The sequence below is a fragment of the Streptomyces sp. SX-6 genome, from assembly GCF_059089585.1.
The window spans coordinates 212,558-225,293 of the sequence record NZ_JBTHHU010000006.1; the positions used below are offsets into that span (position 1 = coordinate 212,558).

The 12,736-nt window shown below is 72.6% G+C and carries 13 protein-coding genes; 7 read left to right on the top strand and 6 right to left on the bottom strand.

Annotated features, from left to right (window positions below; translation table 11 throughout):
- Nucleotides 1–792, top strand: coding sequence for a metal-dependent hydrolase (locus ACV530_RS10040; protein ID WP_494331971.1), 792 nt, complete (start codon nucleotides 1–3; stop codon nucleotides 790–792).
- Nucleotides 793–855: 63 nt separating this feature from the next.
- Complete coding sequence (locus ACV530_RS10045) at nucleotides 856–2,472, top strand: peptide-N4-asparagine amidase (RefSeq protein WP_494331972.1); 1,617 nt, start codon at nucleotides 856–858, stop codon at nucleotides 2,470–2,472.
- A gap of 4 nt (nucleotides 2,473–2,476) precedes the next feature.
- Here ACV530_RS10045 and ACV530_RS10050 read toward each other — a convergent pair whose 3' ends face one another.
- Nucleotides 2,477–2,917 carry a MarR family transcriptional regulator gene (locus ACV530_RS10050; RefSeq protein ID WP_494331973.1) on the bottom strand — a complete coding sequence of 147 codons (441 nt, stop codon included), beginning with the start codon at nucleotides 2,915–2,917 and terminating at the stop codon, nucleotides 2,477–2,479.
- Between the two features lie 114 nt (nucleotides 2,918–3,031).
- Between ACV530_RS10050 and ACV530_RS10055 the strand changes: the two genes are divergently transcribed.
- The gene (locus ACV530_RS10055; protein WP_494331974.1) at nucleotides 3,032–4,831 is read left to right on the top strand and encodes an ABC transporter ATP-binding protein; all 1,800 of its coding nucleotides are present in this window, start codon (nucleotides 3,032–3,034) and stop codon (nucleotides 4,829–4,831) included.
- Nucleotides 4,832–4,990: 159 nt separating this feature from the next.
- Here the strand turns inward: ACV530_RS10055 and ACV530_RS10060 are convergent, their stop codons facing one another.
- The 4 genes from ACV530_RS10060 to ACV530_RS10075 are packed head-to-tail and all read right to left on the bottom strand — an operon-like array spanning nucleotide 4,991 to nucleotide 8,999.
- A complete protein-coding gene (locus tag ACV530_RS10060) occupies nucleotides 4,991–5,638 on the bottom strand; it encodes a LutC/YkgG family protein (RefSeq protein WP_494331975.1) in 648 nt (215 codons plus the stop codon).
- A complete protein-coding gene (locus ACV530_RS10065; protein ID WP_494332034.1) occupies nucleotides 5,635–7,083 on the bottom strand; it encodes a lactate utilization protein B in 1,449 nt (482 codons plus the stop codon). Before ACV530_RS10065 ends, ACV530_RS10060 begins: the two co-directional genes overlap by 4 nt.
- A gap of 17 nt (nucleotides 7,084–7,100) precedes the next feature.
- A complete protein-coding gene (locus ACV530_RS10070; RefSeq protein WP_494331976.1) occupies nucleotides 7,101–7,820 on the bottom strand; it encodes a (Fe-S)-binding protein in 720 nt (239 codons plus the stop codon).
- A 42-nt stretch (nucleotides 7,821–7,862) separates the two neighbouring features.
- Nucleotides 7,863–8,999 (bottom strand): NAD(P)-binding domain-containing protein, encoded by a 1,137-nt coding sequence (locus tag ACV530_RS10075; protein ID WP_494331977.1) that lies wholly within the window; start codon nucleotides 8,997–8,999, stop codon nucleotides 7,863–7,865.
- A gap of 59 nt (nucleotides 9,000–9,058) precedes the next feature.
- Between ACV530_RS10075 and ACV530_RS10080 the strand changes: the two genes are divergently transcribed.
- The 3 genes from ACV530_RS10080 to ACV530_RS10090 all read left to right on the top strand — a co-directional run bounded on the left by ACV530_RS10080 (nucleotide 9,059) and on the right by ACV530_RS10090 (nucleotide 11,755).
- Nucleotides 9,059–9,481, top strand: coding sequence for a secondary thiamine-phosphate synthase enzyme YjbQ (locus ACV530_RS10080; protein WP_494331978.1), 423 nt, complete (start codon nucleotides 9,059–9,061; stop codon nucleotides 9,479–9,481).
- 142 nt (nucleotides 9,482–9,623) lie between these two features.
- Nucleotides 9,624–11,006, top strand: coding sequence for an MBL fold metallo-hydrolase (locus ACV530_RS10085; protein ID WP_494331979.1), 1,383 nt, complete (start codon nucleotides 9,624–9,626; stop codon nucleotides 11,004–11,006).
- Nucleotides 11,003–11,755: a sulfite exporter TauE/SafE family protein gene (locus ACV530_RS10090; RefSeq protein ID WP_494331980.1), complete on the top strand. Its 753-nt coding sequence runs from the start codon at nucleotides 11,003–11,005 to the stop codon at nucleotides 11,753–11,755. Before ACV530_RS10085 ends, ACV530_RS10090 begins: the two co-directional genes overlap by 4 nt.
- A gap of 13 nt (nucleotides 11,756–11,768) precedes the next feature.
- On the opposite strand, the gene ACV530_RS10095 is transcribed toward ACV530_RS10090, so the two are convergent.
- Nucleotides 11,769–12,050: a metal-sensitive transcriptional regulator gene (locus ACV530_RS10095; RefSeq protein ID WP_494331981.1), complete on the bottom strand. Its 282-nt coding sequence runs from the start codon at nucleotides 12,048–12,050 to the stop codon at nucleotides 11,769–11,771.
- Nucleotides 12,051–12,129: 79 nt separating this feature from the next.
- On the opposite strand from ACV530_RS10095, the gene ACV530_RS10100 reads away from it, so the two are divergent.
- Nucleotides 12,130–12,690, top strand: a complete 561-nt coding sequence (locus ACV530_RS10100; RefSeq protein WP_494331982.1) for a rhodanese-like domain-containing protein — start codon at nucleotides 12,130–12,132, stop codon at nucleotides 12,688–12,690.
- Nucleotides 12,691–12,736: the final 46 nt, after the last annotated feature.

Consider the following 12,736-nt stretch of genomic DNA (forward strand, 5'->3'; position numbering starts at 1 on the left):
ATGATGGGACCGGCGCACTCGCTGTCCGGTGCGGCAGCCTGGCTGGGGGCGGGCGCGGCAGCCGCCGCGGCCGGCCAACCCATGCCGTGGCCGGTACTCGTCGTCGGCGCGCTGATCTGCGCGGGCGCGGCACTGGCCCCCGACCTCGACCACAAGTCCGCGACGATATCGAGGGCGTTCGGCCCGCTGTCGAGGATCCTGTGCGAGGTCGTCGACACCCTCTCGTACGCCGTCTATCGCGCCACCCGGGGACGCGGCGACCCCCGCCGCAACGGCGGACACCGCACCCTGACGCACACCGCGCTGTGGGCCGTGCTCATGGGCGCCGGCGCCTCGGCCCTGGCGACGACGGGCGGGCGCTGGGCCGTGCTCGGCATCCTCTTCGTCCACCTGGTGCTCGCCGTCGAGGGCCTCCTGTGGCGGTTCGCCCGCGCGTCCAGCGACGTGCTCGTGTGGCTGCTCGGCGCCGTCGGGGCCTGGCTGCTCGCCGATGTCCTGAACGGGCCGGGCAACGGCTCCGACTGGCTGTTCACCGAGCCGGGCCAGGAGTACCTGTGGCTCGGGCTGCCGATATTCCTCGGCGCGCTCGTCCACGACATCGGCGACGCCCTCACCGTCTCCGGCTGCCCGATCCTGTGGCCCCTGCCCATAGCGCGCAAGCGCTGGTACCCGCTCGGCCCTCCGAAGTCCCTGCGCTTCCGCGCGGGCAGCCGGGTGGAGCAGAAGGTCCTCACCCCGGTCTTCCTGGTGGCCGGCGGTATCTGCGGACTGGGTGCCCTCGACCTCATTTAGCCTCGCCCAGGTGACCGATCGTGTACTGGTGCACCCGGTCGCGACGCGCTTCACTCCTGGCACATGAGACGACTGTTTCTCGCGCTGTGCGCCACGGCCGTGGCGCTGCTGCCGGGCATCGTGCCCGCCGCTGCCGCAACGCCGCCCACGGAGTTCGGCACCTCCTGGCACGACCCGATGACGGCGGCCCCGCCCGTGGCCGTACCCGCCACCACCTCCTGCACCGTGACGGTCGCGGACACGGCCTTCCGCGACTACACGCCCTACAAGGGCACCTACGCGCCGCCCAAACGCTGCGGCGACCGCTGGAACAAGGTCGTCCTGCGCCTCGAAGGGGCCGTCGCCGGGCGGCAGTACGACCGGCTCGGCTATCTCCGCATAGGCGGCGTCGAGGTCCTGCGCACCTCGACGCCCGAGCCCTCGCCCAAGGGCATCACCTGGCACGTGGAGAAGGACGTCACCCGCTACGCGCCCGTCCTGCGCTCCCCGAAGCCGGTGGAGATGCTCATCGGCAATTTCGTGGACGCCACCTACACCGGCGTCATCAAGGTCAGGGCCACGCTGACCTTCTACGCCGCCGAGGGCCGCGTGAAGCCCGCGCACACGCCCGACAAGGTGCTCACCCTGGACGGTGCCCACAGTGAAGGCGCCGTGTACGAAGGCGCGTTGACCACTCCGCGCAACGGCGAGCGGATCGTCGCCGAGGTCTACGCCACCGGATCGGGCGGCGGCTGTGAGGAGTTCTGGTACCTCACCGTTCCGGACAAGGCGCCGTACTCCTGCAAGGGCAAGGACGGGCCCAACAGGGAGGTGCGGATCTCGGTCGACGGCAAACTGGCCGGAATCGCCGCCCCCTACCCGACGGTGTGGACCGGCGGCTGGTCCAACCCCTTCCTCTTCTATGTGATCCCCGGGCCGCGCGCCTTCGACGTCCGGCCGGTCGAGTACGACCTCACGCCCTTCGCAGGGCAGTTGAACGACGGCAAGCCGCACCGGATCACGGTGTCGGTGGCCGGGGTGCCCGGCGGGCAGAGCGGCTGGGACACCCCCGTCAACGTCCTGGTCTGGCAGGACGCCAAGGCGGCCGTCGTCACCGGCGCGGTCACCCGGCACCAGGAGACCGCACCGCGCAACACCGCCGACTACCAGGCGGGCACCCCGCACCGGGTGACGGCCGACGCCGAGCACACGCTGACCGTCTCCGGCATCCTGAAGACCTCGCACGGGCGCGTCACCACCACGGTCGACCGCCGTGTGGCCGCCACCTCGCTGCACCGCTGGAAGGACGGCGAGACCACGGACGGGCTGCGGGCCCGCTGGACGGACGACGAGACCGTCACCGTCGCAGGCCGCGGACCGGCCACGGTGCACACCGCCCACCGCGTCCACAGCATGGAAGGCGTGACCACTGTGGACCCGGGCGACCGGCTGCGCACCGTGCTGACCATGGGCGACCAGGCCGACCTGCGCACCGTACGGGCGGGGAAGCGGCTCGACTGGAGCCGGCTGGACGACACCTTCACCGGCAACGCGTCCTACGTGCAGAACGTCCCCAGGGAGCAGCGGCACGCCAGGGGCGTCTCGCGGGAGCGCTACCGGCTCTTCGGGCCCGGCGCCTGCTACGACCGGGCGCTGGCCGCCGTCCAGGGCGAGCTGACGGAGGACACCCGGCGCTGCTGACCCGTCAGCAGTGGTGAGCCGGGCCCTCCAGAAGCTCGGCCAGCAGACCGCCGAGCACCTCCCGCTGCTCGGCGGTCAGCGGGGCCAGGAGTTCCTCCACCGCGGCCCGGCGGGCCTCCCGCAGTTCCCGCAGGGTCGCACGGCCCCGGTCCGTGAGCTCGATCCGTACCACCCGGCGGTTCGACGGATCCGGTGCCCTGCGCACCGAGCCGTTCGCCTCCAGTGCGTCGACCAGCGTCGTGACCGCGCGGGGCACGACCTCGAGGCGCTCGGCCAGATCCGTCATCCGCGGCGGGCCGTCGCAGTGCGAGAGGCTGCGCAGGAGCCGGGACTGGGCCGGCGTGATACCGATCGGCTCCAGATAGCGCTTCTGCGTGCGGTGGAGCCTGCGCGTCAGGCGCAGCAGCTGCTCGGTGAGCTGCCCGGAGGCGTCGGGGGCGGTCATCGGCCCAGGATATCAGGAGCATATTCATAGTGAACATAGGTAACTATGAGCTATGCTCTGCAAGGGGCCTCGCCAGAGCCTGCCCCCACCGCGTAGATCCGCGTAGAAGGAGTCATGCGCCCTCACGGACCCGACTGGACCCCACCCCCCGCAGACCCGGAGCAGCCCGCCCAAGTCCGGCGCATCCTCCGGCTGTTCCGCCCCTACCGCGGCAGACTCGCCCTCGTGGGGCTGCTCGTCGCCGCCTCGTCCCTCGTCACGATCGCCTCGCCGTTCCTGCTGCGCGAGATCCTCGATGTCGCCATCCCCCGAGGACGCACGGGCCTGTTGAGCCTGCTGGCCCTCGGGATGATCGCCGCTGCCGTCGCGAGCAGCGTCCTCGGCGTGCTGCAGACGCTGATCTCCACCAAGGTCGGCCAGCGCGTGATGCACGACCTGCGCACGGCCGTCTATGCCCGCCTGCAGAGCATGTCCCTCGCGTTCTTCACCCGCACACGCACGGGCGAGATCCAGTCCCGCATCGCCAACGACATCGGCGGCATGCAGGCCACCGTCACCTCCACCGTCACCTCGCTGGTCTCCAACCTCACCAGCGTCGTCGCCACGATCGTCGCGATGCTCGCCCTGGACTGGCGGCTGACGGGCGTCTCGCTGCTCCTGCTGCCGCTGTTCGTATGGGTCAGCCACCGTGTCGGCCGCGAGCGCAAGAAGATCACCTCGCAGCGGCAGAAACAGATGGCCACCATGGCCGCCATGGTCACCGAGTCGCTCTCCATCAGCGGCATCCTGCTCGGCCGCACCATGGGCCGCACGGACGCGCTCACCACGGCCTTCGGCAAGGAGTCGGAGCAACTGGTCGACCTGGAGGTCCGGGCCGACATGGCCGGCCGCTGGCGGATGGCCACCGTCGGCATCATCATGGCCGTCGTGCCCGCCGCCCTCTACTGGGCCGCGGGCATGTCCGTCCGGGCGGGCGGACCCGCGGTGTCGCTCGGCACCCTGGTGGCCTTCGTCTCCCTCCAACAGGGCCTGCTGCGGCCCATGGTGGGGCTGCTCTCCACCGGCGTGCAGATCCAGACCTCGCTCGCGCTCTTCCACCGCATCTTCGAATACCTCGACCTGCGCGTCGAGATCACCGAACCGGCGGCGCCCGTGCGCCCGGAGCGGATCCGGGGCGAGGTGCGCTTCGAGGACGTCACCTTCGCATACGACGCCTCGGCCACCACGCTCACCGGCATCGACCTCGTCGTCCCGGCCGGCGGCAGCCTGGCCGTCGTCGGTCCCACCGGGGCCGGCAAGAGCACGCTCGGCCACCTCGTGCCCCGCCTCTACGACGTCACCGGCGGCCGCGTCCTGATCGACGGAGTGGACGTCCGCGACCTCGACTTCGACACCCTGTCCCGCACCGTCGGCGTCGTCTCGCAGGAGGCCTACCTCTTCCACGCCTCCGTCGCGGACAACCTGCGCTTCGCCAAGCCCGACGCCACCGACGAGGAGATACGGGCCGCCGCCGAGGCCGCACAGATCCACGACCGCATCGCCGCGCTGCCCGAGGGCTACGACACCCTGGTCGGCGAGCGCGGCCACCGCTTCTCCGGCGGTGAGAAACAGCGGCTCGCCATGGCCCGTACGATCCTGCGCGACCCGCCCGTCCTCATCCTGGACGAGGCGACCTCCGCGCTGGACACCCGCACCGAGCACGCCGTGCAGAAGGCACTCGACACCCTGTCCCAGGGACGCACGACGATCACCATCGCGCACCGGCTCTCCACGATCCGCGACGCCGACCAGATCGTCGTCCTCGACGGAGGGCGCGTCGTCGAGCGCGGCACGCACGAGGAACTCCTCGCGGACGACGGGCGATACGCCGCCCTGGTGCGCCGCGACGCCGGCGTCACCGTCGGCACGGTCTAAGGGGGTGGCCGGTGGGCCGGCACGGGCCCTGCGGCGCCTGGCACGGCACCTCGCCGCGTTGTCGCATCACCCGAGTACGCCCGGTACGCGGGCGATGCTCCGCCTTGCGATGCACCGCACCAGACACCGCAGGACCCGCGCCGGCCCACCGGCCACCCCCTAAGCGGTCACCAGCACCACCTCGAGGGTGCGCGGCCCGTGCACGCCCTCGACGCGGTCCAGCTCGATGTCACTGGTCGCCGACGGTCCCGAGATCCACGTCAACGGCCGTGCGGGATCCAGGTGTTCGAGCGCCTGCGGCACCGAGTCCACGATCTGGTCGGCGGTGCGCACCACGCACACATGGTGGTCGGGCACGAGCGTCAGGCACCGGCGCCCCTGGTCCGGGCCCGCGTCGAGGACGAGGGTGCCGGTCTCGGCGATCGCCAGCGCACAGCCGGTGACCACGCTGTCCACGGCGTCCAGCTCCCGCGGCGCGAGCCCGGGCGCGTCCCGGACCAGCTCCACGGGGGCCGCGGCCAGCCAGGCGTCCGGCAGCCCGGCCGGTACGGCCACCCGGCGCGCGTCCCGCCGGGCCAGCAGCTCCGCGAGCAGCGCCGGGAGCTCCTCCGGCGTCGTACGGTGCACCTGGGCGCGGTAGTCGAGAAGGTTCTCGGCGAGCAGGACGACCGACTCCGCGGGCGTCCGTCTGCCGTGCACACGCAGGTAGTCGCGGGCCACGGGATGGTCGCCGGGCCGCTCGTGCGGTGACACGTCCGCCAGCGCGCGCCGCACCCGCGCAAGGATCCGGTCCCGGCCGCCGCTCACGAGGCACCCCCGCGGGTGCGGGTCCACCAGTCGCGGAACGGCTCGGGCGGTACCTCGGGCAGGTCGCGCGTGTCCGACCAGGCCCGGCCGGGGCCCGGCAGTCGCCGGGGGTGGAAGCGCCGGGTACGGGCCGCGAGGCGCTGGCCCCGCAGCAGCGCCCCGGGATGGTCGAACGCCCACCCGGCCGCCCGCATCACGGCCCGTTCGGCGGTGTGCCGGCGCGCGGGCCTCACGACGGCACGCGTGCCGCGGACCGTCACCTCGCCGCCCTCGGCGACCCGCTCTCGCAGATGGACCAGGACCTCCGGGATGTCGATGGCGACGGGGCACACCTCGTAGCAGGCCCCGCACAGCGACGATGCGAACGGCAGCGACTCCTCCAACGGCGATGCGGGGCCGCGCAGTTGCGGGGTGAGGATCGCGCCGATCGGGCCGGGATACGGCGAGCCGTAGGCGTGGCCGCCCGCACGCTCGTAGACGGGGCAGACGTTGAGACAGGCCGAGCAGCGGATGCAGCGCAGCGCCTGCCGGCCGACCCGGTCGGCGAGGGCGTCGGTACGGCCGTTGTCGAGCAGTACGAGGTGGAAGGCGCGCGGCCCGTCCCCGTCGGCGGTGCCCGTCCACATGGAGGTGTAGGGGTTCATGCGCTCGGCGGTCGAGGAGCGCGGCAGCAGTTGGAGGTAGACCTCCAGGTCGCGCCAGGTGGGCACGGTCTTCTCGATGCCGACGACGGAGATCAGGGTCTCCGGGAGGGTGAGGCACATCCGGCCGTTCCCCTCGGACTCGACCACGACCAGCGTGCCCGTCTCCGCGACCATGAAGTTGGCTCCCGAGACGGCGACTTTGGCCCGCAGGAACTTCTCCCGCAGGTGCCGTCGTGCCGCCTCGGCGAGGTCGGCGGGCCGGTCGGTCAGCCCGTCGGGGGCGGGGCGGCCCCAATTCCCCATCCGGTCGCGGAAGATGTCGCGGATCTCGGCACGGCTGCGGTGGATCGCGGGCACCAGGATGTGGGACGGCAGGTCGTCGCCGAGCTGCACGATCAGCTCGGCGAGATCGGTCTCGTACGCCCTGATGCCCGCGCGTGCGAGCGCCTCGTTGAGGCCGATCTCCTGCGTCACCATCGACTTGACCTTGACGACCTCGCGCTCGCCGGTGGCCCGTACGAGACCGGTGACGATGCGGTTCGCCTCGGCCGCGTCGGCCGCCCAGTGCACCGTCCCTCCCGCTGCCGTCACCTTCTCCTCCAACTGCAGGAGATACCGGTCGAGATGGCGGAGCGTGCGGTCCTTGACGGCCGCTCCGGCGGCGCGCAGCTGCCGCCAGTCGTCCAGCTCGGCGACGGCGGTGGCCCGCTTGGCGCGGATGGTGCGGGTGGCGTGGCGGAGGTTGGCGCGCAGCCGCGCGTCCTGCGTCGAGACGGCGGCGGCCTGCGGGAAGGCGGGCATGCCCACGAAGGTCCGGCTCACCAGACGTCTCCTCGCGTGCTCGCCAGGATCTCCGCGATGTGCACGGGACGTACGGGGGAGCCCTCGCGGCCGAGCGTGCCACCGATGTGCAGCAGGCAGGAGTTGTCGACCGCGCACACGGCCCGTGCGCCGGTGGCGGTGACGGCGCGGGCCTTGTCGGCACCCATCGCGGCGGACACCGCGGGGTTCTTGACCGCGAAGGTGCCGCCGAAGCCGCAGCATTCCTCCGCCTCCGACAGCTCTCTCAACTCGAGCCCTCCGACGTGCTCCAGCAGCCTGCGGGGCCGGTCGCCGAGCCCCAGGGTCCGCAGGCCGTGACAGGTGGGGTGGTAGGTGACGGTGTGCGGGAACCAGGCGCCGACGTCCGTCACGCCCAGGACATCGACCAGGAACTCGGTCAGTTCGTACGTCCTGGCCGCCACGTCCGCGACATCGGTTCGGTCCGTGATCCGTGGGTACTGCTCCCGGACCATGGCGGCACACGACCCGGACGGGGTGACGATGTGGTCGTACGCGCGGAAGGCGGCGGCGTACCGGCGCACGAGCGGCAGGGTGCGGCTCCGGTAGCCGGAGTTGAGGAACGGCTGGCCGCAACAGCTCTGTTCCAGGGGGAAGTCCACGGTCACGCCGAGGCGTTCCAGGAGGGTGACGACGGCCTGCCCGGTGCGCGGGCGGAGGGTGTCGTTGACGCAGGTGACAAAGAGCGCGACGCGCATGGGCTCCTCCTCGCGGCCGCGGGGCGGTGATCGTCCGGCGCCTCATACTGCCGCAGCGGCCAACTCCTGGGAAGGACCGTCGGCCAGCAGCTTGCTGATCTCCCGTACGGCATCACGCCCGGCCCGGCCCGCACCGATGGTGCTCGCCGAGGGCCCGTACCCCACCAGGTGCACCCGCGGGTCGCGGACCGCCCGGGTCCCCTCGACGCGGATGCCACCCCCGGGCTCGCGCAGCCTGAGCGGAGCCAGGTGGTCGACGGCGGCGCGGAACCCGGTGGCCCAGAGGATGACGTCGGCGTCGACGGAGGCGCCGTCGGTCCACGCCACGCCGGTCGGGGTGATGCGGTCGAACATCGGCCGCCGGTCGAGGATTCCGGCGGCCCGGGCACGCTCCATCGCGGGCGATGGGGGTCCCGCCCATGCCGTCAAGGCCATGGGGGAGGGCAGGCCCGTCACGGAGACCACGCTCAGCGGCGGCAGGCCCTGCCGGACCCGCTCCTCGACGAGCGCCACGGCCTCCCGGCCGCGCGTCTCGTCGAAGGGGCCCTCGCGGAAGAGCGGAGGGCGCCGCGTCACCCACGTCGTCGCCGACGCGACCTCGGCGATCTCCATCAGGTGTTGCACGGCGGAGGTACCGCCGCCGACCACCACCACGCGCGCCCCGGCGAACTCCTGAGGCCCGGGGTACCGGGCGGTGTGCAACTGGCGGCCCGTGAAGCGCTCCTGCCCGGGATAGCGCGGCCAGAACGGGCGGTCCCAGGTACCGGTCGCGTTGATCAACGCCCGCGCCGACCACACCCCTTCGGAGGTCTCGGCACGCAGCCGCCCGCCCTCCGACTCCCGTACCGCGCGCACCGTGACCGGACGGCGGACCCGCAGGCCGAAGGCGGCCTCGTACTCCGCGAAATACGCGCCGATCACCTCCGACGACGGCCGCGAGCCCTCCGGCTCCGCCAGCGGCATGCCCGGCAGCGCATGTATGCCGTGCACCTTGTCGTACGTCAGCGTCGGCCAGCGGAACTGCCAGGCTCCGCCCGGGCGCGGTGCGTGGTCGAGGACGACGAAGTCCCGGCCCGGCTCGTACCCCCTGCGCCGCAGGTGGTAGGCGGAGGCCAGGCCCGCCTGGCCGGCGCCGATCACGAGCACGTCCGTCTCACGCACCACTCCCGTGTAGTTCATGTTTCTACTAACGCGGGAGACGGGGGAACCCTTCTCATGCTCCGTACGAAGATGGGGCCATGACCGACAACTTCCGCACACGCGTGCTCGACATCACCACCGGCTCCACCGAGACCGTCTTCGACCTCACCCGCCACTGCGAGGCGTTCCTGAAGGAGGCGGCCGTCGGCCGGGACGGACTGCTCAATGTCTTCGTCCCGCACGCGACAGCCGGTGTCGCGGTCCTGGAGACGGGCGCGGGCAGCGACGACGACCTGCTCGCCGCGCTGCGCGACCTGCTCCCCGCCGACGACCGCTGGCGCCACCGCCACGGCACCCCGGGCCACGGGCGCGACCACGTACTGCCCGCGATCGTGCCGCCGCACGCGACCCTCCCGGTCATCGGCGGACGGCTGGAGCTGGGCACCTGGCAGTCCGTGTGCCTCGTCGACACGAACGTCGACAATCCCCGCCGCCAGGTGCGGTTGAGCTTCCTGGGCTGACCGCCGGCCGGGCGTACTGCCCGGCGTGGCTCCGCCTTCCGCCGCCGGGAGATCCCTCGCACCTGAATACCCCCGGGGGTATCACTGTTAGAGTGACTGACAGATACCCCCCGGGGTACATCGCGCGGAAGGAGTCGCAGTCGTGTTCTTCATCAGCACCCTGGAACTCAAGGGCCTGGGCAATCGCAGCTATCTCGCCGGAGGGCCGGGCTCGGCGGTGGTCGTGGATCCGCCGCGGGACATCGATCAGGTCCTCGCCGTGGCCGCCCTTCACGGGGTGCGGATCACTCACGTGGTGGAGACGCACGTACACAACGACTACGTCACCGGCGGCCTTCAGCTGGCACAGGTCACCGGCGCGGAATACCTGGTGCCGGCTGGCGCGGCGGTCTCCTTCGCCCGTATGCCGGTGGCCGACGGGGACACCGTCGCGGTGGACGAGGGCCTGGTGCTGCGCGCTCTGGCCACGCCGGGGCACACGCCCCATCACACGTCCTACGTCCTCGAGGAGAACGGACGGGCCGTCGCGGCGTTCACCGGCGGTTCGCTGCTGATCGGCAGTGTGGGCCGGCCGGACCTGGTCGAGCCGGGGCTGACCGAGCAGCTGGCCCGTGCTCAGCACGCTTCCGCCCACCGCCTGGCCGGTGAACTGGACGATGCGGTGCGGGTGCTGCCCACCCATGGCTTCGGCAGCTTCTGTTCCTCGTCCCAGGCCGAGGGGGATGCGACCACGATCGGCGCGGAGCGCAGGAACAACGCCGCGCTGACGAAGGACGTGGACACCTTCGTCGCCGAGTTGCTCGCCGGCCTGGACGACGTACCGGCGTACTACGCGCACATGGGTCCGGCCAACTCCGCCGGCCCCGCCCCCGTCGACCTGACTCCTGTGAGAGAGGCCGACGCGGAGGAGATCGCCGAGCGGCTGGCGGCGGGGGAGTGGGTGGTGGACCTGCGCCACCGCATCGCGTTCGCCGAGGGGCATGTCGCAGGATCGTTCAACTTCGAGGGCGAGGGCCAACTGGCGCTCTATCTGGCGTGGTTGGTCCCGTGGGGCAAGCCGGTCACCCTGCTTGCCGAGACGCCCGAGCAGGTCGCCGCCGCGCAGCGGGAGCTGGTGCGGGTGGGCATCGACCGCCCGGCCGCCGCGGCCACCGGGGATCCGGCCGCCTGGGTACGGCGGGGCGAGCGGCTCGCCTCCTTCCCGCGGGCCCGGTTCGCCGACCTCGCCGGAGCGCGGGGCCGCGGCGAGAACGTCGTGGTGCTGGACGTACGGCGCGACTCCGAGCGTGCGAACGGCTTCGTCGCGGGTTCCGTGCACATCCCCCTCCACCAGCTGCGCGGCCGGCTCGGCGAGGTGCCGCCCGGGGCGGTGTGGGTCCACTGCGCCGGTGGCATGCGTGCGGCGATCGCCGCGTCCCTGCTGGACGCCACCGGCCGCGAGGTGGTCGCCGTCGACGACGGCTTCGCCGCCGCCACCGATGCCGGGCTCGTCATCTCCCCGCCCCTGACCGGGGGCATAGCGTGAGCGTGCTGATCCTGGCTCTCGTCTCCGGGGCCGTGGTCGGCCTGGCGCTCGGCGCGCTCGGCGGGGGCGGCAGCGTACTGGCCGTGCCGGCGCTGATCTACCTGCTGGGCTTCAGCCCCGCGGCTGCCACCACTGCCAGCCTCTTGATCGTCACCGCCACCTCCGCGACGGCCCTGTACGCCCGTGCCCGGGCGGGCCATGTGCGGTGGAAGGCGGGCTTGCTGTTCGCCGCGGCCGGACTTCTGCCGGCCGCGGCCGCCGGAGCCGCCGCGGCCCGTCTGCCGCAACCGGCACTGACCGCCGCCTTCGCCGGCATAGCCGCTCTCGCGGCCCTCAGGATGCTCCGCCCCCGCCGTGCACCGGACTCGGCGGAGCCGCGCCCCGCCCGGCCGGGCAGGGCGGCGGGCGCCGGCGCGGGACTGGGCGCGCTGACCGGACTGCTCGGCGTCGGCGGCGGCTTCCTCGCCGTTCCGGCCCTGGTCACGGTGCTGGCGTTCGAGATGCAGGCGGCCATAGGCACCAGCCTGCTGGTCATCACCGCCAACTCGCTGGCCGCCCTGGCCACGCGCGGCGCCACCACGACGGGCCTCGACTGGGCGGTGATCGCGCCATTCACGGCGGCCGCGGTCCTGGGAGCCTGGGACGGCAAGCGCCTGGCCGACAAGGCCTCCGGCGCCCTGCTCCAGCGTGCCTTCGCGGTCGTGCTGCTGGCCGTGGCCGCGTTCATGCTCATCGACGCACTGGTGTGACCGTCCGGCCGGGTCAGGCCAGGGACAGGAAGAGCTTCTCCAGCCGGGCCCGCATCTGCTCCCGGTCCCCGCCGGAGGCCGCCTCGGAGTCGGCCAGGCACCGCTGCAGACCGGTGGCGATGATCGCGAAGCCCGCCTTGTCCAACGCGCGGGAAGCGGCCGCGAGTTGCGTGACCACGTCCTCGCAGTCCCGGCCCTCCTCGATCATCCTGATCACCCCGGCGATCTGGCCCTGAGCCCGGCGCAGCCGGTTGACCACCGCCTTCAGTTCCTCGGCCGCCATCGTCATTTCCACAGTCCACTCCGATCCCTATACCCCGCCGGGTATCCTACCCGGAGGGGCCCTCCCAAAGACAGCCAAGGAGATGCACCTGATGACCATCACCCTCACCCCCGACCAGGCCCGTGCCCGGTTGCATGAGCTGACCGTCGTCGACGTACGCACCCCCGGCGAGTACGCCTCCGGCCATCTGCCCGGTGCCCACAACGTCCCGCTCGACTGCCTGGACCAGGCGCTGCCGTCCCTGGAGAGCGCCGTCGGCCGGAACGACCTGCTGCTCGTGTGCGCCTCCGGCTCCCGGTCCGCGAGGGCCTGCGAGCAGTTGGCCGCGCACGGCATCGCCGCCGCCACCCTCACCGGCGGCACCACCGCCTGGTCCCAGCAGGGCCACGGCCTCGATCATCCCCAAGTGACCGGTGCCGTCTGGGCGATGGAGCGCCAGGTCCGCCTCGCCGCCGGATCCCTCGTGCTGGCCGGACTGCTCACCGGGCGGCGCCTGCCCGCGATGCGCCTGCTGTCCGCCGGTATTGCCGGAGGCCTGGTCGTCTCCGCCCTCACCGACACCTGCGGCATGGCCCGCATACTCGCCAAACTCCCTCACAACCGGCCCAGGACGGCCGACCTCGATGCCACCCTGGCCGACCTCGCAGGCTGAGACGGCTGGCGTCCACTCTGCCCCGGGCGATATGAGTGTGGGCCCT

What these genes read in the sequence shown, in the direction of transcription:
- ACV530_RS10045 (WP_494331972.1), top strand. Translation starts at nt 856, where the DNA reads ATGAGACGACTGTTTCTCGCGCTGTGCGCCACGGCCGTGGCGCTGCTG.
- ACV530_RS10050 (WP_494331973.1), bottom strand. Translation starts at nt 2,917, where the DNA reads ATGACCGCCCCCGACGCCTCCGGGCAGCTCACCGAGCAGCTGCTGCGC.
- ACV530_RS10080 (WP_494331978.1), top strand. Translation starts at nt 9,059, where the DNA reads ATGACCGACAACTTCCGCACACGCGTGCTCGACATCACCACCGGCTCC.
- ACV530_RS10065 (WP_494332034.1), bottom strand. Translation starts at nt 7,083, where the DNA reads ATGCCCGCCTTCCCGCAGGCCGCCGCCGTCTCGACGCAGGACGCGCGG.
- ACV530_RS10040 (WP_494331971.1), top strand. Translation starts at nt 1, where the DNA reads ATGATGGGACCGGCGCACTCGCTGTCCGGTGCGGCAGCCTGGCTGGGG.
- ACV530_RS10055 (WP_494331974.1), top strand. Translation starts at nt 3,032, where the DNA reads ATGCGCCCTCACGGACCCGACTGGACCCCACCCCCCGCAGACCCGGAG.
- ACV530_RS10075 (WP_494331977.1), bottom strand. Translation starts at nt 8,999, where the DNA reads ATGAACTACACGGGAGTGGTGCGTGAGACGGACGTGCTCGTGATCGGC.
- ACV530_RS10100 (WP_494331982.1), top strand. Translation starts at nt 12,130, where the DNA reads ATGACCATCACCCTCACCCCCGACCAGGCCCGTGCCCGGTTGCATGAG.
- ACV530_RS10070 (WP_494331976.1), bottom strand. Translation starts at nt 7,820, where the DNA reads ATGCGCGTCGCGCTCTTTGTCACCTGCGTCAACGACACCCTCCGCCCG.